At 71.2% G+C, this 23233-nt stretch carries 12 protein-coding genes; 10 read left to right on the plus strand and 2 right to left on the minus strand.

Annotated features, from left to right (window positions below):
* The first annotated feature begins 8 nt into the window (after positions 1-8).
* From AC07FY_RS30935 to AC07FY_RS30960, 6 genes are all read left to right on the plus strand, one after another.
* A complete protein-coding gene (locus AC07FY_RS30935) occupies positions 9-2888 on the plus strand; it encodes a pPIWI_RE module domain-containing protein (RefSeq protein ID WP_391955279.1) in 2880 nt (959 codons plus the stop codon).
* Positions 2875-7419 carry a sacsin N-terminal ATP-binding-like domain-containing protein gene (locus AC07FY_RS30940; protein ID WP_479013056.1) on the plus strand — a complete coding sequence of 1515 codons (4545 nt, stop codon included), beginning with the start codon at positions 2875-2877 and terminating at the stop codon, positions 7417-7419. The genes AC07FY_RS30935 and AC07FY_RS30940 overlap by 14 nt, the downstream gene beginning before the upstream one ends.
* 117 nt (positions 7420-7536) lie before the next feature.
* The gene (locus AC07FY_RS30945; RefSeq protein ID WP_479013059.1) at positions 7537-9093 is read left to right on the plus strand and encodes a TIGR02677 family protein; all 1557 of its coding nucleotides are present in this window, start codon (positions 7537-7539) and stop codon (positions 9091-9093) included.
* Complete coding sequence (locus tag AC07FY_RS30950) at positions 9090-10400, plus strand: TIGR02678 family protein (protein WP_471399152.1); 1311 nt, start codon at positions 9090-9092, stop codon at positions 10398-10400. The genes AC07FY_RS30945 and AC07FY_RS30950 overlap by 4 nt, the downstream gene beginning before the upstream one ends.
* 35 nt (positions 10401-10435) lie before the next feature.
* Positions 10436-14524, plus strand: a complete 4089-nt coding sequence (locus tag AC07FY_RS30955) for a TIGR02680 family protein (protein ID WP_479013088.1) — start codon at positions 10436-10438, stop codon at positions 14522-14524.
* A complete protein-coding gene (locus AC07FY_RS30960) occupies positions 14521-15834 on the plus strand; it encodes a TIGR02679 family protein (RefSeq protein ID WP_479013062.1) in 1314 nt (437 codons plus the stop codon). Before AC07FY_RS30955 ends, AC07FY_RS30960 begins: the two co-directional genes overlap by 4 nt.
* A gap of 369 nt (positions 15835-16203) precedes the next feature.
* Here AC07FY_RS30960 and AC07FY_RS30965 read toward each other — a convergent pair whose 3' ends face one another.
* Positions 16204-16692, minus strand: a complete 489-nt coding sequence (locus AC07FY_RS30965) for a GNAT family N-acetyltransferase (protein ID WP_479013064.1) — start codon at positions 16690-16692, stop codon at positions 16204-16206.
* Positions 16693-17086: 394 nt separating this feature from the next.
* Between AC07FY_RS30965 and AC07FY_RS30970 the strand changes: the two genes are divergently transcribed.
* The 4 genes from AC07FY_RS30970 (at position 17087) to AC07FY_RS30985 (ending at position 22246) form a co-directional block, all read left to right on the plus strand.
* Positions 17087-18442 (plus strand): AMP-binding protein, encoded by a 1356-nt coding sequence (locus AC07FY_RS30970; RefSeq protein WP_479013090.1) that lies wholly within the window; start codon positions 17087-17089, stop codon positions 18440-18442.
* 518 nt (positions 18443-18960) lie between these two features.
* Positions 18961-20145 carry a bifunctional DNA primase/polymerase gene (locus tag AC07FY_RS30975; protein ID WP_479013067.1) on the plus strand — a complete coding sequence of 395 codons (1185 nt, stop codon included), beginning with the start codon at positions 18961-18963 and terminating at the stop codon, positions 20143-20145.
* Positions 20142-21860: a DNA primase family protein gene (locus AC07FY_RS30980; RefSeq protein WP_479013070.1), complete on the plus strand. Its 1719-nt coding sequence runs from the start codon at positions 20142-20144 to the stop codon at positions 21858-21860. The genes AC07FY_RS30975 and AC07FY_RS30980 overlap by 4 nt, the downstream gene beginning before the upstream one ends.
* Positions 21857-22246 (plus strand): DUF6009 family protein, encoded by a 390-nt coding sequence (locus AC07FY_RS30985; protein ID WP_479013073.1) that lies wholly within the window; start codon positions 21857-21859, stop codon positions 22244-22246. The genes AC07FY_RS30980 and AC07FY_RS30985 overlap by 4 nt, the downstream gene beginning before the upstream one ends.
* A gap of 114 nt (positions 22247-22360) precedes the next feature.
* Here AC07FY_RS30985 and AC07FY_RS30990 read toward each other — a convergent pair whose 3' ends face one another.
* Complete coding sequence (locus AC07FY_RS30990) at positions 22361-23032, minus strand: ScbR family autoregulator-binding transcription factor (protein ID WP_479013076.1); 672 nt, start codon at positions 23030-23032, stop codon at positions 22361-22363.
* Between the last annotated feature and the right edge of the window lie 201 nt (positions 23033-23233).

The following is a 23233-nucleotide window of genomic DNA, read 5'->3' on the forward strand; positions in this document are numbered from 1 at the left end:
CCCACCAGATGGCGTACCAGCACGTACGGACCGCCTCGTACATGCCTGACCCGGCGCAGGGGCCTTTCCCCGTCCTACGGCACACCCTCTCGCTGCCCGCTCACTGGGAGGAGCCGCTCGGCCGGCTGCGTGACCATGGTCGGCCGGAGGGCCGATGGCACGGTCCACACCGCATCCCCACCCGGGAGATCAACCAGCTGATCCGTACCACCGCCCCGGACGTCGTCACCGTAGCGTCCAACGCCACCTTCGGAACGGATTCCCCCTGGCTCTACTGCGCCGAGCCGTTTCCCGCCCCGGTGACGAACCTCTACGCCGCCACCTGGCTCAGGAACCTCCCCCGCGATCCCGATGCTCCGGACGCACGGCGTCTGCTCGCGGAGTGCTTCCGCGAGCTAGACACCGGAAGCCTGACCTGGCGCGCAGACACCATCGACCTGCTCGAACAGCAGCCTTCTCCCGGTGGCACCGCCAAGCCCACCCGTCTGGTGTACCGACTGCTCCCCGACGAACTGGCCGCACGCATCGCACGTCAGGGTGCCTACGAGCACGGAGGCCGGCAACTCACCTTCCACCAGGTCGCCGGCGCCGGCGGCGGGTACGACGCCGGGAGCAGCAGCGCGGAACTGATGTCGTGGCCGCCGATCGAATACCGGCCCACGGGTAGGAGCGGCGAGCGCAAGCCGTCGTACTACGCGGCCACCCTCCGCGTCGGCGTGCGCACCGTTCCGTTCTCACCGGTTCCTCGGATTCATCTCAGCGCGGGAATCCGCCGGTTCGTCACCGGAAAGGTCTGGATGCCCTTCCGCAAGGGTGTCTCGGTCTACCTACTGCCGGAGACCTCGCTCGTGCCGGACGCACCGGTGTCCCGGCGACTCTCGGTTGCCATGCTGCAGTGGCGCAACGGCACCACGGATTGGAGGCAGGGCGGCCCCAGCGGCATGCTCGCCGCCGTCGCCGCGCTCGACGGTCTCCCGTCGGTGGATCGACTGGTCAAGGAGGCCGACCACTGGATCGGGGACGGAAAGGACGGCATCAGGCTGGCGGTCGGTCACCAGGCCGCCATGGGCAGGCACCCCATCGGGACCGGACTGATGCCCAGCGAACGCCGCCGTCTCATCGAGTGGGCCGAGCAGGCGCTGGCCCCCGAGTTCGTCCCCGCCCCGAAGCTCCAGCGCAGCCGGTACGGTCGCCCGCCTGTCAGGCAGCTCACGAAGCGGCCCTCCATGCCCAAGAACGCCACCACCGAAGAGCTCGCCGCCCTCCTGGAGCGGACGGAACGGACCGCTGCGGACAACGCACGGGTGCGACGTGCGGCGCTCGCCGCGACGCTGGACGGCACCGACCTCGTCGGCTTCCTGGTCCACCAGACCGACGACCAGCGGGACCGGCTCGCCGCCACCGCCGAGAGTACGCTCGGACTCACGGAGTTTCGGCGTGAACAGGGGCCGGAGACATGGGTGTGGGAGGCCGAGGAGCTCACCGTGCGGCTCCACGCCCACCCGCTCGGTGAGCTGGGATCCCCTCTTGGAGCGGAGGACCGGCCGCCGCGCGCGGGACAGGAACACGACCAGGCCATCCGTGAGCGGCGCGGACGCGTCGCCGAGGCGATGACCCGTCTGAAGGCCCAGGTGCCCGGGGCGCGGATCGCCCTTGTCGAGCTGGAAGGAAGTGAAGCGTTCCAGGGTCCCGCGAGGCGCACCGACCCCAAGTACGCGATCCGGCTCGGGTACGCGGACGCAGGCTTGGTCACCCAGTTCATCCGCCCCCTGGACACCGCGATGGACAAGGCTGACGCCGAGAAGGACGCCGCCCTGCGGGCCGAAGCGGCCTGGGCGGACGGCCTCCGTCAGACCGGGATGCGCCTGGTGCCCCAGCACACTCTCGGCGATCGCATCCCTTCCGGACTGAACCAGGTGGCCTTCCATCTGGTCGAGCGCCGGGTCGACGGTCCCACGGGCAGGGCACAGTTCACCCCGATCGCCGTGCTGCTCCGGCCGGACGCACCGTGTGTTCTCGGACGGACCTCGGACGCCTCGGAGTGGATGCCCTACCCGGACCTGCTCCGGACCCTGACAGGACGAGTGCGGGGGAATGACCTGAGGACCTCGGCGCAGCAGTCGGCAGTCACGGCGGCCTTCATCAGGAGGACCCTGGCGAGCCTGCGCGGCACGCCGACCCTGGTCCTGGCCCACGCACAGGACGTGCGCAAGCGCTGGCCGTGGCTCACCAACGGTGGTCTCGAGGTGGATCGGATCGGCCTCGACGGGGGTCCCGCGCAGCGGATCGGTCTCTACGGCAAGCACCTCCGGGTCGTCAGGGTCGCTGACAGCGGCCGTGACGAGACGCCCCAGTGGTGGGCGGAACGGGAGGAGCGCGAGGAAGAGCTGGCCGGGCAACAGCGGGGCGGCTTCGGCATGGGACTGTGGGTGCCCGACGAGCCCGGAGCCCCCGGCCGCGTCTTCTACAGCACGGCGGACAAGGCGAGCACGCAGACGAAGTTGACGAACGACGACGCGAAGCTGACCCCTCACGTCAACCCCGCCGGCCGGAGCGCCCACCGGCCGACGGTGAACGCGTGGAACCCCGAGCTACTGGAGCTCACCCTGGCCTGCCTTCAGCCCGGCGACGACCCCGAGGCATGGGCCGCGTTCGTCCACCAACAGCGCATCTGCAAGGACGACTACCGGGACGTGCTCGGCCTGCCGCTCGCTCTTCACCTCGCACGGCTCGCGGACGAGTACGCGCTGCCGCACGACGAGGAGGAGGCGGTGGACCCGACGGCGGGGCCGATCGTAGGGACCGGCGTCGAAGACGGCCCAGGGCAGCTCGCATTCGACTTCGACACCGATGAGGACGACGAGGACCAGGCACATGGGAACGCGTGACACGAAGGCGGCCGCGCGGGCCGTCGGGTTCGCCGACCGCATCTTCGATCAGGAGGAAATGCGGGACGCGAACGCCGTACCGGAGCCGGAGGGCGGTGAAGCGACGGCCGCAGCCGTCGAGCACCTGGGCAAACGGTTCGCGACACTGCCCGGGATGGTTCGCCACGCCTTCGGCCGGACCCGGGACCACGCGGGCAACCTTTCGAGTGATCCACTGCAGGGCCTGTCCGAGATCGTGCAGAACTCGGAGGATCTCGGCGCCTCAGAAGTGCGCATCCTCACCAGGAAGCGAGACCTTCTCGTTGCCCATAACGGTGCCCCGGTGCGGTTGCCGGACGTAGTGGCCCTGGCCATGCCGTGGCTGTCCAGCAAGGCGGACGAAGCCGAATCCACAGGGCGGTTCGGCATCGGGCTGATGACGCTGCAGTCGCTTTCTCCCCATCTGGAAGTGCACAGTGGCCACTACCGGGTGCGCATCGGCGATCCCTATGTCTCCGTCGCCGAACCGCTCGTCGTACCGGACTGGTTCGCGGACGATGCCTGGACCGTGCTCCGCGTTCCCTTTGCACCCGGTGCGCTCGACGCGGAGAGCGTCGACGGGTGGCTCGCTGCCTGGACCTCCGGCGCGCTGCTCTTCCTCGACCACGTATCCGACGTCACGCACCTGGATACGCAGGGCGGCGTCCGGCACCGGCTCGCTCTATCCCGGGAGCCCGGACCCGGCTTCGAGGCCGAGGTCGGCGGTGGACCGGCAGAGGTGGGGACCCACCTCGCCCGTGCGGCCACTGGGACTCGATGGCTGGTGTGCCGTACCACTGTGCCCAGTCCCTCGGGCATCGACAGGGCGCACAAGGCTGCCGGACCCACCACGACTCTCGCCGTCGCCCTCCCGCTCGGACACGGCGGTCCCGGACGGATCCACGTCGGTCTGCCGGTTCAGGAGATCGGGCCGGCCCTCTGGACGAGTGCGCAGTTCGACCCGCTCGCCAGCCGGCAGGCGCTCGACGAAACCCCGTGGAACCGTGCGCTCGTTCCATTGGTGGCCGATCTGTGGACGGCAGCCGTTCTGCGGCAGTTCCGGCAGGATCCGGTGAACGCCTGGAGTGCTGTTCCCCTGCCGGATCACGTCCGTGACGGGCGCAATCCGGCTGCTGCGATGGAACAGCGGTTGCTCGACCACGCCCGGCGTCTGGTGTCCGCGAAGCTGCTCCTGGAGGTCCCGGGGGAGGGTCTCCTCGATCTCGAATCGCTTGCCGTGGAGGACGAAGAACTCGAAGGTGCCGTGACCGAGGAGGAGGTCGCCCGTCTGGCTGATGTGCCCGCCGCGCTGCCCGGAGCGATGCGAGACCCGGACGGCAGGTGGCGGGAGGTGTTGTCGGATTGGGAGGAGAACGGTGTCGGCGCACCGGCCCGGGTCGAGGTGTACGACACGCTGGACCTCCTTGGCGACGGGAGTCGATCACCACGAGCGACGGTCCGACTGGTCGCGCGAGTCATCGAAGCGGGTTGGAGCGGCCTCCTGTCGTCACGTGATTGGCTCGTGGACAGTTCCGGTACGCAGTACGGCATGCGCGGCTCTGTACCCGTGCTGTTCGCCGCCACTCCTCGTGGGCTGGGATTCGAACTGGGGCTCACCCGTGAGATCCACCCGGACTTTCTGGCCGACACCGACGACGCCCGGTCGGTCCGGGAATGGCTCGGCAAGCAAGGGGTACTGCTCAACGACGACGACCCGGCAGCGGTGATTCAGCGTCTCGCAGACTTCGGGGGTGCGCGAGGTGGAGCTGGGCTTGTCCTCACGGATGAGCAGCTCGTGGCGCTGCGGGACGGTTTCGCACACGTACCGGAGAGCCGCCGTGAGCTGTGGGGCAGGAAGGTCGGGCTGGCAGTGCGGCTCCAAGGCCACCGCTACACCACCGATGGAGCGCGGGAGGACGTGGAGATCGCACCCGCTCGGGCCTATCTTCCGTCCGGGCTGGACAGCGCCGAGCACGACGAGAGCTTCGCCTTCGCCGCCGGCTCGACTTCCGGCCCGGCGTGGCTGCGATCGCGTTACGCCAAGGTGTTGCAAGGCGGCAGCATCGGAGCCCTGAGATTTCTCCGGTTGCTTGGTGCCGAGACGGCTCCCCGGCCGCGCAGTCATCCTGGACAGCACTCGCGGTTCGAACGAGGCGCCAGAGGACTTCCCTCAGCCTTCGCCTCGGGTTCGAAGGCGCGCACGGAAGCGCTGGAGGCTCTTCGCGCGACCTACACCCTCAACGATTACGACTGCCCCGACCTGTATGCCGTGGCAACCGATATCGCGAAGGACGACGACTCTGCACGTCGCCGACGCAGGGCGGCCGCGCTTCTCCACGTACTCGGCCGCTCATGGAGTCGCTTCTCCGAACATGCCGAGGTCGGTGCGGCTTTCGACTACCACACATGGCACGACCGAGGGCGGACGGCCGCCCTGTGGCTCTGGCAACTACGCGAGGTGGCTTGGCTGGACGATCGGAACGGCACTCCGTCCAGCCCCTTCCGGCTCCGTACCCGCACCGCGGGCACCGTGGCCGTCTACGGGGACGGGGACGCCCAATTCCTGCACCCGGACATCCAGGAGCAGGCACGGCGGCGTACTGAGGTACTCCGAGCCCTGGACGTCGTCGGAGACGCCCGTACCCGCGATCTCGTCGAGTGCCTGCGGCGGCTCCGTCGTGAGGAGAAGGACGGGGCTGAACGAAACGCCCCCGCCGCAATGATCGTCTACGAAGCCCTGGCCGAGCGTGCCACCGGAAGGGGGACTTCGGGCGGATCAGGAGAGATGCCGTTCAGTGAAGTCCTTCGTGCCTTCACCACAGGCGAAGGGCTGGTCCTCACGAACTCCGGCTGGCGGCGCCCGGGCGAGTGCCTCATCGGCGAGCCACTGTTCGGAGCGTCACGGGCCTTCGCTCCCGTGTTCACTGGTGGCGAGGCGTTCTGGGCGCGGCTCGGGGCGCGTCGGCCGACCGTCGACGACGCTGTGAAGGTGATCAGGGAGTTGGCGCAGAAGGACAGGAGGGAGCGACGGAACGTTCCGGAGGGAACCACTCAATCGGTAGTCCTGGAGACCCTGAAGATGCTCCGTCGCCCCTCTGCCGTCCGGTCGGAGGAGCTGACAGCCGGGCGGCTGGGAAGACTTCCCCTGGTCACGAGCAAGGGATGGCTTAGCAAGCGGCCTGTGTACGCGGTCGAGGACCCCATGGTCGCCGACGGCTTGGGCCGTGACCACGCCGTGTGGCGGCCGGGAGCAGAGCTGGATCAGTTCCGTCCACTGGCCGGGGCCCTGCGCCTCACGTGGATCGGAGTGGAGCAACTCAGTGTGCACAGCTCCACTGTCGCTTCGCACGATCCGGACGCGACGGAACTGGTCCGCGCGGCTGTCACCCATCTGCGCGAGGACCTGCAACGCAACGCCCCGGAGGTGGCCCGCGGCCTGGACGGCTCCTGGGACGGACTCGCGACACTCACGGTGAGCGTGGCACCGGACCTGATCTGCCGGGTGGAACTGTCCGGTACTCCGGTGGAAGTATCCGTCGACGCCGGTGTCGACTGGGCTTCCAGCACCCTGTACGTCCGTGACCTGTCAGCGGTGAACCGGCCCTCTGCGGGCGGTGCTTCGATCGCCACCAAGTTCCCTGGACACCGCAGGGCGGCGGCCCTCGCCTGGACCGCCGCGTGTGACCGGGCGGAGCGGGGCCGCACTGCCGTGGACCTTAGCCTCGCGGAGGATCAGGTCCGCCGTGAACAGGAAGCCGCCGTCGCCGAACGCGATCGCCGGCTCATGGAGATGCGGGAAGAAGCGGACCGACGCGGCCGGACGAACGGACGGGAAAGGCGTCCGGTTGCGGGAGCCCCGTCGACGATCAGTGGCCGGGCGCCCGCACTACCCGCGATCCCGCACGGCCGGGGCCCCTCCGTCCCCGCCGTGCGGCCCCCCGCTTCGTTCCGCCGACTGGTGGATCCCGCCACCCTCCGTCTCGTCGTGGACCGGGGAAACCTCACGGCACCGCAATCCGGGGCCGGGCCCGCGACGGGCACCGCCCCGAAGAAGGGCCCGGTCGGCCTGCCCCAGCCCCGGTCCGGCTCGGCCGTCCCCCAGCAGCGCACCGCCGCACGTCCCTATACGGCCGTGGAGCAGGAGAAGGCGGCACTGGACCTCGTACGCCGGGCTCTGGCGCTGGACGAGACCGAGCTGCGTGACCTGAGGGCTCAGCACGGTTTGGGGGCGGACGCAGTGGACGAGCTGGCCCGGTTCTACGAACTCAAGACGTACGGCGGTGCCGAGCCGGACACGATCCAGCTCACCCCTGCGGAGTTCCAGCGGGCGATCGAAAGCGACGATTTCTTCCTTGTGGTCGTCTCCGGTTTGGAGGCCGGAGCCGCACCGGTCACCGTACGGATCATCCTGGAGCCGTTGAAGCACCTGCCCTACCGTCCGAGCAGCAACGTACTCGTCTCCGGCATCCGGGGCGCGCAGAGCCTTGTCTACCCGTTCGAGAGCACGGAGTAATCCTCGGCCGTAACTGCCATGAGAATGATGACAGCGACTCGAGAACGTGATTTCGGACCGCCCCTTAACGTGGGCGCCGAAGTGCCGCAGGGGTGGCGGCGGAGGGGACGTACCAGCATGCGCAGGGTTCCGCCGGAGATGTTCCGGTTCACCACGGGGGAGACGGCCGACTTGAACGGCGCCGTGCTCGAGGCTTTCGGGGTGGCCGGCGAGCACCTGGAGACCGCGCTCGGGCTCGACGGCGTACGGGAGCGGCTGCGTGCGGTGGGCTGGGTCTCGGATCTCGAGGACGAGGAACTGCACGAGACGCTGAAACGGCTGGTGAAGTGGGAACTCCTCGACGTGGTTCACAACCACGCCCAGAACTACCGCACGGCCGAGGAGTACGAGCGGCGCAACCTGCACTACTCGCTGACCCGCCGGGGCGAGGCCGCGCTCGCCGGGGTGCGACACGCCCTGGAGGTGCTGGCCTCCACGGGGGCGCTGCAGACCGCGGTGCTGGAGGCGATCGCCGACCGGCTCGACGAACTGACCCTCCTGTCAGGCGAACCTGCCGCGGCCGACCGACGGATCTTCAGCACCCTGCGGGAGCTGGAGGGTCATCTGGAGGGCCTGATGGAGAACACCAAGGCCTTCAACGGCCAGTTGCAGAGGCTCCTTCGCGCCGAAGGAGTGGATCTGGACGTGTTCCGTGAGGTGAAGGCCGCCACCGTCGCGTATCTCCAGGAGTTCCTGGTCAATCTCGACCGGCGCGGCGAGACGGTGGCCGCCGCCGTGGCCCGCGTGGAGGAGCGGGGCATCGCGGTGCTGCGTGAGCGGGCCCTGCGCGGTGCCGAGCTGCCTCCGACCCCGGGAGAGGACCCGGCAGCCGGCTGGCTGGAGAGGCGGCGGGCGCGCTGGGCGGGGCTGAGGGCCTGGTTCCTGCCGGACGACGGGGCGCGCCCCCGGATCGAGCAGCTGCACGACATCGCCCGGCGCGCCATCGTCTCCCTCCTGCAGGTGCTGGAGCGGATCAACGAGTCCCGGCGCCGCCCCTCCAGCGCCGTACAGGACTTCCGGGAGCTCGCGCGCTGGTTCGCTGCGGCTCCCGACGAGGAGGACCTGCACCGGCTGTGGTCGGCCGCCTTCGGCCTCGGCCCGGCCCGCCATGCCCACCTCGCCCACCCGGACCCGGAGCTGATCCCCTCGTCCCACTCCTGGTCCGAGGCGCCGCCGGTACAGGTGTCGGCCCTGCTGAGGACCAGCGGACGGACCGAACGCTTCACTCGTACGGCCACGGTGCGGGACGTTGCGGCGGTCAGGGCGGAACGCGCCGAGCGGGCCCGGGCGGAGCGAGCGGAGCTGGCACGCGCCTGGCAGGCGCTGGAGACGGACGGCCCGGTACGGCTCTCCTCTTTCAGCACCCTCGACCCCGCGGCCTTCGACCGTCTCCTCGATCTGCTAGGCCGGGCGCTGGCCGCCCGGCCGGACGCGGGTGGCCGGCGACGGGCCACGACCGGCGACGGCCGGGTGGAGGTGGCGCTGTCGCCGCCCCCCGACGGGCGCACCGCCGTACTGCGTACCGTGCAGGGGACGATGGCAGGACCGGACTACGTCATCCACGTCACGGCCGTGGGCGGGGCGATCGCCTTTCCGGCAGTCCGCGCCGCCACGGGGCAGGAGGCCGCAGGATGAGCACCCTCGCCAACCAACTGGCCTCCGCCGAACGGGAGGAGGTCGCCCGTGCCATCCGCCTCCTTCTGGCCCGCCCGCTGCTCACCGAGGCAGCCGACCCGACCGGTTTCGATCTGGTGCGCCGCCGCCGTGACCCGCTGGCTCGTTGGTTCGACTACACCTGCGGCTGGAATCTGGTCGTGGAGCCCCGCCGGGGCTACGCCCGCCTCACCAAGGTCCGCGTCAACCCCGACGGCTCCCGCCCCGCTCGCCGGGCGCGTTCCGGCCGGGCCCCGTTCGACCGCCGACGGTACGTCCTGCTGTGCGTGACCGCCGCGGAGCTGCTGTCGATGCCGATGACGACCATCGGCATGCTCGCCGACCGCGTCGTCCAGGCCATGGCGGCCGACCGCGCACTGGCGGGGTTCGACCCGGTCCGCCGGCCGGAGCGTATGGCGTTCGTCGACGTCCTGAAGCTGCTGGAGTCGTACGACGTGCTGCGTGTTGTGGACGGCACGACCGAGACGTACGTCGACTCCGCGGAGGCGAAGGTGCTCTATCGCGTGGACAACACACTGCTCATGAGGCTGCCCGCCGCCCCGGTCGGCGCCTCCCGGCTCGCCGTGCCCCCGGAGGAGGTGCCGGCGCGGTTCGAGGACCTCCTCGCCGACCTGGTCAGGGAGCGCCGCTACGGAGGCGCTTCTGCCGACGGGACGGCCGACGACACGCACGCCGAGACAGCCGCGATCACGGACGCCCAGCGCAACCTGAGGCTGCGCCATTCGGTGCTGCGCCGCCTCTTCGACGACCCCGTGCTCTACCGGGCAGACCTCGCCGACGACGAGCTCGCTTACGTCACCTCTTTGACCGGACGCCAGATCCTGCGTCGCTCTGTCGAACAGGCCGGTTTCCTCCTGGAGGAACGGGCGGAGGGCTTTCTACTCGTCGACCCGGACGCCATCGCCACCGACGTTCGCTTCCCCGACGACACCTCCACCGCCCGAGTCGCTGCCTTACTCCTCCTCGCGCCGCTCTGCGCCACGCCCGCGGGCCTGCTGCTCGAACAGCTGGCCGAGGCCGGAGCAGAGCTGCTGCGCCGCTTCCCGGGCTGGGCCAAGGCGTACCAGTCGGAGGAAGGACCGGCCCGCCTTGCCGACGACGCCGTACGGATCCTGCTCGACGTCGGCCTGGCAGGCAGGGTCCGAGACCGCGTCGTCGCGCGACCGGCCGCGTACCGCTACCGCCTGACGGAGACCACCGGCCCAGCCCCGAAGAACGATCCGCTAGCCGTGACCGCCACCGGCAGCGCCGGAGAAGGAGACAAGTAGTGAGCGTGACGCTCCAGCGACGGCCCGAGGAGACCATGGAGCCGTCGCCCGTTCACGAGGCGGACACCGGCCGCGGACGCTGGCAGCCCCATCGCGCGGGCATCCTCAACGTCTGGCGCTACTACGACGAGACCTTCACCTTCCACCAGGGTCGCCTGCTGCTGCGAGGTCAGAACGGCACTGGCAAGTCCAAGGCCCTGGAACTGCTGCTCCCTTTCCTCTTCGACGCCAGCCTCCGCCCCAACCGCCTCTCCACGTTCGGCGGTTCGGAGCGCACGATGCACTGGAACCTGCTAGGCCAGGGAGCGTCCGGCAAGACCCGTGTGGGGTACGTGTGGATGGAGTTCCGCCGCGTCGGAGACGACGGCACTGAGCACTGGTTCGGCTGCGGAGCCCGCCTGCACGCGAGCGTGCACACCACCACGGCGCACGCCGACTACTTCACCACCACCGCCCGGATCGCCCATCCCGACGGGGTCCACCTCGTCAACGACACCGGACAGCCCCTGACCAAAGCGGCCCTCGCCGAAGCCCTGCGCGACCGCGGCGAGGTGCATCCGTCAGCCACCGACTACCGCACCACTGTGCGGCGCGAACTCTTCGCGGGCATGGGTGAGCAGCGGTACGAGTCCCTGCTCTCCGCCTTGCTCCAGCTCCGCCAGCCCAAGCTGTCCGAACGGCTCGACCCCTCCCTCCTGTCCATCCTGCTGTCCCGGGCACTGCCCCCGCTCGGCGATGGAGAGATCACCGAGCTCGCCGAGGGCTTCGAGCGCCTGGATCGGCAGCGGGACCACCTCGACCGGCTCGACGCCGAGGTGACGGCCGCCGAGAACGTCGCCTCCCGGCAGCGCGCCTACGCCCGTCGGGTCCTGCGGGCCGGTGCGGCAGCGCTGATCTCTGCGACCACCGAGATGGACGACCTCACCCGGGACGCCCGCGTCAGCGCCGAGGAGTACGAGAAGGCGTGCGAGGAGCGCGCCTCCACCCTGGCCCTGCGAGAGGAGCTGGAACTACGGGCGCACGCCTTGGACGAGATCATCGAAGGGCTTCGGGAGAGCGACGCCTACCAGAAGGGGGAGGAGCTCGACCGGCTCCGCCGCGGTACCGAGGAACAGGTCGCGGCCGCCGCGAAGCTGCGTACCGCCGCCCGGTCCGCCGAGACCGAGGCGGAGGAGGACCGGAAGCACGCCGACGAGCTCGCGGGCCACGCCCGCTCGCGCGATGAGCACGCCCGCGCGACCTCGGACGAGGCACACCGCTCGGCCCGGGCCGCAGGCATGGAGTCCATTCACCACGAGGTGAAGACGATTCTGGACGCGGAAGGGGAGGCGAAGTCACTCGGCAACGGGACGGCGAACACCCCGGTCAGGCCGGGGAGCAGGCGGTCCGATGCTCCTGGCACCGCCGCCCGTCGTCTGCTCCGGGGCGCGGTCACCGCCCGACGGGAGCAGGTTGCCGACATCACCGACGCGATCGAAGCCCACGACCGGGCGGTACGCGACCGGGGAACCGCCGAGGGCCTGCTGGACGAGGCCCGCACCCGACTTGCGGACGCGATCGCCCACCGCGACGCGGCCGCCACCGCCAGAGACAACGTCCTCGCCGCCCAGGCGGAACGGCTGCTTGCCTGGGCCCGGGACTGCACGGAGCTGCGCATCCCCGACCTCGATGAACTGGCCGCCAGGGCGGCCGTCGAGGCAGACGTGCGTGAGCTGGTCGAAACGGTCGCACGACCGCTGGACCAGGAGATCACCACTGAGCGGGCCGGAGTCCGCACGGCGCAACAGGGGTTGGAGCAGGAACGGGACCTGCTCGACGCTCGGAGGCGCAAGCTCAGCGGCGAGACCGATCTCCAGCCCGTCGCTCCACCCACCCGCACCACCGTCCGCACGGCTGCGGCGGGCGCGCCGCTGTGGCGGCTGATCGCCTTCCACGAGGACGCCCCGCTCCCCGTACAGGCCGCGGTGGAAGCGGCACTGGAGGCGTCGGGTCTCCTGGACGCATGGGTGAGCGCATCCGAAGGGCTCACCCTTCCTGGGCACGACACCCGTGTCGAGGTCGGCCTCGCCACGACCGCCCCCGGCTCCAGCCTGCTGGACGTGCTGAGGCCTGAGGAGGACATTCCCGTACCGGCCGGCACGGTGACCCGCATCCTCGCCGGCATCGCGTATGGCACCACCCTGCCCGGCGGTCACCCTGCGGCAGTCTCCTCCGACGGCGCCTGGCGCCTCGCGCCGGCCACGGGTTCCTGGAGCAAGCCGGAGCCCGCCCATATCGGCGCCCTCGCCCGGCAGCGGGCCAAGCAGCGTGAGATCGCCGAATTGACCGAGCTGATCGCCAAGAAGGACGCCTCCCTGGCCACCCTCGCCGACCGGCTGCGGGAACTCGGCGCCCGCGCCGCCCGGCTGGCGGACGACCGCATCGCCCGGCCCGACTACCGGGAACTCGACGCCTGCCGACGGGACTGGGGCCGGGCCGAGGAGAAGGTGGCCGCCCGGGACGACGCCGTGCGCGACGCGACCGAGCATCTGGCCGCACGCGAGGGTGACGTGGCCGGCGCGCTGCGCACGCTGAGCCGCAGGGCCGCCGAACACGGTCTGCCCACGGACCGCGACCGGCTGCGCGAACTCGGCCGCGACGTGGAGAGGTTCCGCGACCTCGCCGAAGCCTGGACGGACGCCCGCATCGACGCGATCGCGGCCGCTGAGAGGGCTAGGGAGACGGCCGCACGGGCGGACCGGTCACGCCTTCTCGCGGAGAAGCAGACCGCCGACGCGGCCTCTGCGGAAGCGAAGGCGGCTGGTATGACGGCACGTCTGAAGGCGGTGGAGGAGACGGTCGGCGCGGACTACCGGCAGATCGTGGCGCGCGTTGCGGAGACCCGTGCCGAACGGGTCCGCTGCGGCAAGGAAGCCCGCCAGGCAGCCGAGCTCCTCCTGGGCCTGGAAGGCCGCATCGGAGAGCTGAGGGCCACCAGTGGCCAGGACGCCGACCGGCAGGAGAAGGCAGTCGAGGCCCGCGACGGCGCGGCGCGGCGGTTCCGGCACCTGTGTCTGGTGGGTCTGGCCGAGGACGCGGGCGTCGTACCCGAACTCGATGCCGGGGACGGTACCAAGGCCACTCTGGAGGCCGCGCGCGCCATGGCGGCACGGTGGCCCCAGGTCCCGCACGCCCCGCGCCACCTCGGCGACGCCGCCACCCGTCTCTCCGAAGCCGTCCACGAGGCCCGCCGCCACCTCGGCGTCCGCGCCGACCTGGAGCTGGAGCCCGACGACGACATCCAGCTCTTCACCGCCACCCTGGAGGGCGTCCGCGTCGGGGCGACCGGTCTGCTCGCCGCGCTCACGCAGGAGCGCGACCGCAGCCGCGACGACATCAGCACCGCCGAACGGCGCCTCTTCGACCAGATCCTCACCGGTGACATCCGCCGTCACCTCGCCGCCCGCATCCGTCGGGCCGGCGAACTCGTCGCGCACATGAACGGGCACCTGGAGCGGGTCCGTACCGCCTCCAACGTCGCCGTCCAGCTCGTCTGGGACGTCCGCCCGGACCTCCCCGACAGCACCCGCACCGCCCGCCAGCTGCTCCTGAAGGACCCCGGTCGGGTCACCGAGTCCGACCGGGAGGCCCTGCACGCCTTCTTCCGTGCCCGCATCGAGGAGGCCAAGGGCAGCGACACGGCCGCGAGCTGGGAGGAGCACCTCGGCGAGGTGCTCGACTACACCGCCTGGCACACCTTCACGGTCCGCCTCGACCGGGCGGACGGGAGCGGCTTGCAGCCCCTGACCAAGCGGCTGCACGGCGCGCTCTCCGGCGGGGAGAAAGCCATCGCACTGCACCTGCCCCTGTTCGCCGCCGTCGCCGCCCACTACGAGGACGTGCCCCTGGCCCCCCGCCCGATCCTCCTCGACGAGGTCTTCGTAGGCGTCGACACTGTCAACCGCGGACAGGTCTTCGCCCTGCTCACCGCACTCGACCTGGACCTCATGATCACCTCCGACCACGAGTGGGGAAACTACAGGGAACTGCCCGGCATCGCCGTCCACCAACTCCTGACCGACGGAGACGACGCCGTCACCAGCGCGCGCTTCGTCTGGAACGGCACCGGAATGGAGGAAGGATGACCTTGCGAGACCACCCCGTGTCCGGCGGGACGACCTCTCGGGAGCATCTCGCCTCGGGCGACGCGACCCTTCGCCGCCCCGAACTCCATCCCGTCTGGCAGACGGTCCACGACCGTCTCTCCTCCGGCCGCCCCGTCACACGCGTACGCCTCGGACTGCTGGACGAGACCCAGCGCGAAGCCCTCGCGGACCTCCTCGGCCTGGACCGCTTGCCGGACCCCCGGCCCTCCGTTGCCCTGGCCCGCCTGGAGGAGGCAGTCACCGAACTTTCCGGCCGCACCGTACGAGAAGTCGTCGCCGAGCTCATCGGCCCACTTGGCGACAGAGCCGGTGAACGCCGCCGCCAGGAGGGCGAACGCGCCGGTCTGTGGACCTGGCTGGCTGGTCACGACACGGTACGGGCGCAGCCGGTGCTCGCCGACTGGGCTGCGTCCTGTCGAGCCGCGGGACTGGTCGGCGGCTCGGCGGAACGTACCCGTACGCTCCTCACCGACACGCTCAAGGTGCTCGCCGAACTACCGGGCCAGGCCGAACCCCTGCCCGTCTTCGCCGCCCGAGTCCTGAACGGCCACGCGCACGCTCTCGACGACGGCACACCCGTCTCCACCCTCGTCCTGCGTGCCCTGGCGACTCTGTACGACATTGCTCCACCGCAGTCCGCAGCGGAACGGCGCGCCCTGTGGTCCCGCGCTGGCGTCGCCGACGACGAGCTGTCCGCCACCGTCATCGCCGGCGGACTGCGCCCTGGCGGCGACGGCCTTCTCGCCCGTGTGGCCCGCCTGTGCACGGAGGCCGGCCAGGCCGCCAGCCTGACCCTCGCCCACGTCAGGAGCCCGGGCGAGCTCACCCTGCCCGCCACCCCTGCCCCACTCGTCGTCCACGTAGTGGAGAACCCCAGTATCTTGGCCCTCGCCCTCCGTCGCTTCGGCTCCAGCTGCCCGCCGCTTGTCTGCACGTCCGGCTGGCCCAACAGCGCAGCTATCCAGCTCCTGCGCCTACTCGCGGACCAAGGCGCTGCTCTCCGTTACCACGGTGACCTCGATGGCGAAGGCATCCGCATTGCCGCATACGTCATGGAGAAAACAGGGGCGCACCCCTGGTGCATGACGGCGGCAGACTACCGATCCGCGATCGTCCGCAACGCGCACGGTCCTCGACCGGGGCGCATCACCGGAGCACCGTGGGATCCCGAGTTGGCCGAAGCCATGGCGGAGCACGACATCGCCGTGGTCGAGGAGCTGGTAGCCGATGTGCTGTTGGAAGATCTCGCTGCTGCGGCTCGCCAGGAGCACCCCGCCGGCTGTTCGTGACGCTCATTTGACGCTCCAAGCGACCGAAGGGGCGCTCAGAGGAGCCGTGTACCGGTGCTGACCTGCGACTATGCCGACTGCCGTTTTGCGTGACATCTTTCCGATGACGCACCACGTGGAGTGCGTGGCGATCCTCGAGCCGATCAACAAGGGTGCCTGATCTCGGGTTTCCCACCCGACGTCACCAGCCGCGTCCGCCTTCGCCTGAGCGGCCGATCCCGTTCAGGACCCGGCGGTCGTCCAGCCGCTTCCGCCCCCGCAACGACACGGGCAGCGACGGCCGGACGAACTCCCACTCGGCATCGGACAGCTCATGACGACGTATCACGACACCGTGATCCGCCAGCGGTGATCTTCTGAAGTCACCGCCTAGGACGGGGCGGTCGGCAGGAGGAGTTCGCCGACGCGCTGGTCGCCGCTGAGTTCGCCGGTGGGGCGGAAGCCGAGGCCCAGGTAGAAGGGCTCGGGGGTGCCGGGGCCGGTGTCCCAGGTGACGTACGCGCGCGGGGCGCCGCGGCGGCGCAGCTCCTCGAGGACCGCGGTGACCGCGAAGCTGCCGTAGCCCTTCTTCTGGTGGGCGGCGGAGATGTTCAAGCGCCAGATGCCGGAGCGCCGGTCGGCGGGGTCGCGGGAGGGGTCCCACTGGATGTCGAGGAAGGCCATCACGAATCCGACCACCTCCTCGCCGTCGACGACGGCACGCGGCCAGGCGACATCGCCGTGGACGTACGCCTCGGCCAGTGACTTCACCACCGGGGAGACGAGGTGTGCCTGGTCGGGGCGCACCTGTATCGCGCACACCGCGTCGATGTTCGCGGCGGTCACGGGCTCCAGGCGGAGGGGCGAATCATTGATCATGGGCTCAGGGTAGGACGTCCGGGGGGACGGACGGACGTGATGGCCTTGATGGCCACGGCCACGCGCAGCAGACGAACGCGCCGGCCACGGCAGGCAGTGCGACGCGGCCGGCGGCGGGGAGGGGTAGTTCGAGCGCCAGGCCGGTGCAGCGGAGGGAGCCGGCACAGCCCAGCAGGAACCAGCCGTTGAGAGGGGCCGGGGCGCTGGTCGGAGCGCTTGCCGGGCAGTCGTCGGGCAGTGGTCAAGCAGTCGTCGGGCAGTCGCCCGGTAGTCGTCCGGTAGTCGTCGAGCGGTCGAGTCCCGCCGGTCACAGGGCCGTCACCGGTCATAGTCTGAGCGCGGCGTGCAGGCCGTGCAGGCCACGTACGAAGGGGAGTTGCCGACCATGCCAACCATGCTGACCGCGCTCGACGGCGGATACGGGGACCGGCCGGACGCCGTGACCGTGGCCGGACGCTCCGCCTCCTACGAGGACCTCCTCGGCGCCGCCCGCGCCGTCGCGGCCGACGTGGCCGGAGCCCCCGCGTTCGCGGTGACCGCGACGGCCTCGCTGGAGACCGTCGCCGCCGCGGTCGGGGCGCTGCTGGCCGGGGTGCCGCTGGTTCCGCTGCCGCCCGACGCCGGGCCCGCCGAGCGCGAGCACATCCTGCGCGACTCCGGGGCGGCTCTCGTGGACGTGGACTTCGCCCGGCGCTCCCCGGGCTGGTCGGGGAAGGAGCCGGCGCCCGAGGACCCGGCGCTGATCCTCTACACCTCCGGGACCACCGGCGCGCCCAAGGGCGTGGTGCTCAGCGGCGCGGCTCTCGCCGCCGACCTGGACGCGCTGGCCGGCGCCTGGCAGTGGACCGCCGAGGACACCCTGGTGCACGGGCTGCCGCTGTTCCACGTACACGGGCTGGTCCTCGGCGTCCTCGGCGCGCTGCGCACCGGCAGCCGCCTCGTGCACACCGGGCGGCCCACGCCCGAGGCCTACGCGGCGGCGGGCGGCAGCCTGTACTTCGGCGTGCCGACCGTGTGGTCCCGGATCGCGGGGGCTCCGCGGGCCGCCGCCGCGCTGTCCGGGGCCCGGCTGCTGGTCTCCGGCAGCGCCGCCCTGCCCGCGCCGGTCTTCCGGGACCTGGAGCGGCTGACCGGCCTGCGGCCCGTGGAGCGCTACGGCATGACCGAGACGCTGATCACCCTCAGCGGCCGGGCGGGCGGAGAGGTCCGCCCCGGTACGGTCGGCACCCCGCTGCCCGGCATCCGGACCCGGATCGTCGCCGAGCCGGGCGCCGAGATCGGCGAACTCCAGCTGACCGGTCCGACGTTGTTCGCCGGCTACCTGGGGCGCCCGGAGGCGACGGCCGCCGCCTACACCGAGGACGGCTGGTTCCGTACGGGCGACATCGCGGCCGTGGACGAGGCGGACGGGGTGCACCGGATCGTGGGCCGGGCCTCCATCGACCTGATCAAGTCGGGCGGCTACCGGATCGGCGCCGGCGAGATCGAGAACGCGCTGCTGGACCACCCGAAGGTGACGGAGGCGGCCGTGGTCGGCGTTCCGGACCCGGACCTCGGGCAGCGCATCGTCGCGTTCGTCGTGGCCGAGGGGGTCACCGGCCCGGAGCTGACCGACTTCGTCGCGGCGCACCTGTCCGTGCACAAGCGCCCGCGGGAGGTGCGGTTCGTGGCCGCGCTGCCGCGCAACGCCATGGGCAAGCCGCAGAAGAAACTGCTGCTGACGGGGGAGACCGGCCCGGTCGAGGGCTGAAGCGGCACAGGCGGCGGGCCCGTGGCCGGTTGGGGCCGCCCGGGCTCGCCCTGCGCTCGAGGCCCGGCCCAGGCGGGCTAGGACGGGCCCGGAAGGGCGCTACGGGAGGGCAGCGACCGGGGGCCAGCGACCGGAGTGCCGTTCGGTCGCTCGGGTCGCTTGGAAGAAACCCTAGGTCAGAGTGGGTGGCTGCGTCGTTCAGCGACTGAAGCGACTCAAGCTTTCGGTATATGAGGACATTCCCGCGTGTGCGTGTGCGCGTGTGTGTGCGTCATATATACGGACCTTGAGTCGCTTCAGTCGCTGTTGTTGCTTGCGAACGTCTGTGACCTGGTGTTCTGTGAGCAACTCGCCCAGCGACCGGAGGAGACCCGGTCGCTGGGCGGCGGGTCGGCCGGTCGCTGGCCCGCCCGGGGGAGGCGTACACCTGTTCTGGCTCAACTACCCCTCGTCTCGCAGGGGTTTGGCTAATGTGATGTTCGGCGTTGAGTCGCTTCAGTCGCTGATGGGGGATGTGAATGGCAGCTGAGCTGCGGGATTCGCGCAGCGACCCGGCGCAGGGCAGGAGAACTGCGTCGGCCGCCGGGCTCCCTGTGACGACTGCCATCTGGTGTGCCCGGCGGGGATGGCCGGTTCACCCCCTGGCCGCGGGCCGCAAGACGCCGGTGGGCAACTGCACGGCTTGCCGTGCGCCGGGCCACGACCGGGCTGCCTGCGCCTGCCTCCGTAGGGGCCGCTGGTGCCACGGCTTCCACGCGGCCACGCTCGACGAGGACCGGATCCGGCAGTGGTGGGGTTCCGGCCCGGAACTGGGCGTCGGTGTGGCCACCGGCCCCGCGGACCTGGTCGTCATCGACGTCGACGCGCACGAGCGGGAACTGCCCGGCCGCGACCGGCTGCTGCCCGGCATCGGCATCGCCGCCGGGATCGACCTGACGGGCCTCGCCGACGGCTTCCACACGCTCGGCCTGCTGGCCGCGCTGCGCGGCGCCGCCAGCCCCGCGGACGACGCCTCGACGCTGCGCGTGCGTACGCCGTCGGGCGGACTGCACGTCTGGTACCGGGGCGGCGGGCGGCGCTGGCAGTGCTCCACCGGCTCGGGCTCCGGCCGGGCGCTGGCCTGGCAGGTGGACGTACGCGCCGGGGGCGGCTACATCGTGGCTCCGGGGACCGTGACCCGCGCGGGCGGCTACCGCGCCGTGGGTCCCGTACGGGAGCCCGCGCCGCTGCCGGGCTGGCTCGCGCGGGAGTTGGAGCGCACCGGGCACCTCGCGGGCGACGGCATCGCCGCCCATGGCACGGCGGTCGATGGCACGGCGGCCGCCGGTGCGGCCGCCGCTCGTGCAGTAGCCGCTGGTGCCTACGGTCCGCGGCCCGTGCCGCCGCGTGCCCGGCAGGCGGTTCTCGCGGCCGGCGGCGGGGCGGTTCTCGCGGAGCGGGTGCTGGCGGGAGCGCTCGCCGAGGTCGCCGCGTGCGCGGCCGTGCCCGAGGGGGCGGCCTTCTCCGAGAAGCTGAACCGCGCCGCCTACACCGCGGGCGGGCTGGTCGCCGCCGGGCACCTCAGCGAGGCCGCGGCCACGCGTGTCCTGCGGGACGAGGCCGAGCGGGCCCGGCCGGGGCAGGGCAGCCGTTGCGGGGCCATCATCCGGGGCGGGCTGCGTGCCGGTCTGGCGCGGCCGCTGTCCCCGGGAGGCCGGGCATGAGCCGTGAGCAGGAGGGCGTGCTCTCCGAGTTCGACGTACGGGCGGTCGCGGCGCAGATCCTCGCGCAGCAGCCCGTCGTCGTACCGGGGCCGCGGGAGGCGGGGACGCTGCCGGGTTCGGGTTCGGGCGCACTTTCGGGTCCGGGTGCTGTGTCCGGGGGCGGTTCCGCGGAGTTCCCGGGGGGAGAGGGGGACGGGTCGGCGGGTGGTGCGGGTCCCGGCGGTCCGGCCTCCGGCGATTCCGGTTCCGCTGGCGCGGGCTTCACCGGTGCGGGCTCCCGCGTTTCCGGCTCCGAGGGTGCGGTGCGCGGTACGGCGACGGCAGGGGAGGCGACCGCGGAGGGGCTGCTGCCCGACACGCTCACCGACCGGGGCAACGCCAAGCTGTTCGTGAAGCTCTACTCCAACGACTACCGGCACGTCCCCGGCATCGGCTGGTTCCGCTGGGACCTCACCCGCTGGCAGATCGACGAGGACGACACCGCGGTGTGGGCCGCGGGCGACCTCGCGGAGGCCATCGCCACCACGGACCCCCGCGGCGTCTACACCCCGGCCGCGCTCCAGCAGCACCGCCGGCGCGCGCTCAGCACCAGCGGGATGAACGCCATGCTCGCCCAGGCCAAGTCCGCGCCGGGCATGGTGCTCAACGCGGCCCGGCTGGACGCCGACCCGTACGCGCTGTGCACGCCCGCCGGTGTCGTGGACCTGCGGACCGGTCACATCCGTCCCTCCGACCCCGCGAGTGACTTCCACTCCCGCTCCACCTCGGCGGCGCCGCAGCCGATGCCCACGCCGCGCTGGAACCGGTTCCTGACCGACACCTTCGGCGAGGGGCCCGAGGGCGCGCAGATGATCGACTTCCTGCAGCTGCTGCTCGGCTACTCCGTGACCGGGGACGTCGGCGCGCAGGTCATGCCGTTCCTGTTCGGGTCCGGCAAGAACGGCAAGTCGGTGCTGCTGGACGTCCTGATGAAGCTGCTGGGCGACTACGCGGACGCGGCGCCCCCCGGGTTCCTGATGGCCCGGCCGTACGAGGGGCATCCGACCGACCTCGCCGAGCTGCACGGCCGGCGGGTGATCGTGTGCAGCGAGGTGAAGCCGGGCGACCGCTTCGACGAGGCGCGGGTCAAGCTGCTCACCGGCGGCGACCGGATCAAGGCCCGCCGGATGCGGCAGGACTTCTTCAGCTTCGAGCCGACCCACAAGCTGTGGCTGCTGGGCAACCACCGCCCCGAGGTGGGCACGGGCGGGTTCGCGTTCTGGCGGCGGATGCGGCTGATCCCGTTCGAGCGGGTCGTCTCCGACGAACGCAAGATCGACAATCTGGCGGACGTGCTCGTCACCCAGGAGGGGCCGGGCATCCTCAACTGGCTGATCGAGGGCGCCCGCCGCTACCTGGGCGGTGACAAGGACCTCACCGGTCCGGAGCGGGTCCGCATCGCGACGTCGGCGTACGCGGAGACCGAGGACCACACGGGGCGGTTCATCGGGGAGTCCTGCCGGCTCGATCCGGAGCTTCGGGCGGAGCAGGCCGCTCTCTACGCGGCCTACAGGGGCTGGTGCCACACTGAGGGCGCTCCGGCGATCTCGTCCCGGGCCTTCGCGGCACGGGTCCGCGAGGTGGTGGGCCTGGCCTCGCCCAAGGAAATGATCCTGTCCAACCAGCGCAAGTACTACCCGGGCATCGGCCTGCTCGCGGACGAGGAGACAGCATGAGCGCCCTCATCGCAGAGGACGAGATCGTCCACGAAGTGGACCTCGTGTGGCTCGAGGACATCAGCGGGCTCGACTACGTCCGCCAGAGCCTGGACCGGCTGCCGACCCGGCGCGGACGGCCCGCCTACCACCGCGACGGGCGGATGGTCGGCTACGCGCTGCTGGGACCGGCCGCGAAGCCCTCCCGCTCCTCCGGCACGTTCCGGCGGAGGGTGTTCTGGCTGCTGCCGCACGACCGGGACACCGACCCGGACGGCCTGTACGCGACGGGCGCGCCGGCGGAGGCCGTGGACACGCGGACCCTGGCCCCGGGCAGCAAGGGGCGCAAGACGGAGCGGTCGGAGGGCGGGCCGATGTCGTCGGCGGTGCGGGGGCTGCTGCCGTAGGGCGGCCTCCGCCACCGGGCTGAGAACAGGTTAGACAGTATGTTATTTGCCGCCTTCGGGCACGCTCGTCCAGGGAGGCAGGTCCAGAAGGGTTAAAACCGTCCGTCAGGTCGGTCAGGCTGCCCCGTCGGCCTCTTGCGCTTCCAGGGAGTGCTTCCGGGCTTCCTCGTAGACGCGCTCTCCGCGGGACTCGGAGATGTCGACGGCGGTGAGGACCCAGGACTGGGCGATGCCGGGCAGCAGGTGGCGCAGGAGTGCGGAGACCCGGACCACGAGGTCCTTGTAGTCGCTGAGAGCCTGGGACATGGACTGGATGCCCGCGTAGGTGCCCACGATGACGTCGGCGGTTTCAGCCGGTACGACGTGCGGGAGCAGCTCGCCCTGAGCCTGTGCCTTCTCCAGCCGCTCCCGGACGGGGGCGGCCCAGCTGCGGAACGGGCCGCTGCGGTCCAGACCGTGTGCCATCTGGTCCATGGTCAGCCGCACTCCGGCCCGGACCATGGGGTCGGTCTGCAGCCGGTACGTGTGGAGTGCGACGATGTCGACGATCTCCTGGATCTGGGTCGTGCGGTCGGGGATCACGAGGTTCTGGACCTGCGCGGCCAGTACGCCCTGCGCCAGCTCGTCCTTCGACTGGAAGTGGAAGTACAGAGCGCCCTTGGTCACACCCGCGGTGGAGAGGATCTCCGAAATCGTCGCTGTCTGGTAGCCGCGCTCCTCGAACACCTTGGCCGCTGCCAGCAGGATGGTCCGACGCGTACGGATGGCCCGCTCCTGCTCCGCCATGATGCCCTCACTTGGCTGATGAACCCCTCAAAGGGCTCGTATACAAACCGTCTAGTTCGTATCTTACAGCGTGTGAACGCACAGCCAAGTCGTACATGGACGACTAACTGATGGTTTCAGAATGGGTTGAGCTGCGGGTCTTGCGCTTGACGATCTTGGTCGGCAGGGTGTCCGGGTGCGTGCTGATCTTGTTTCTGAAGA

It is taken from the genome of Streptomyces sp. NPDC045967 (assembly GCF_056430495.1).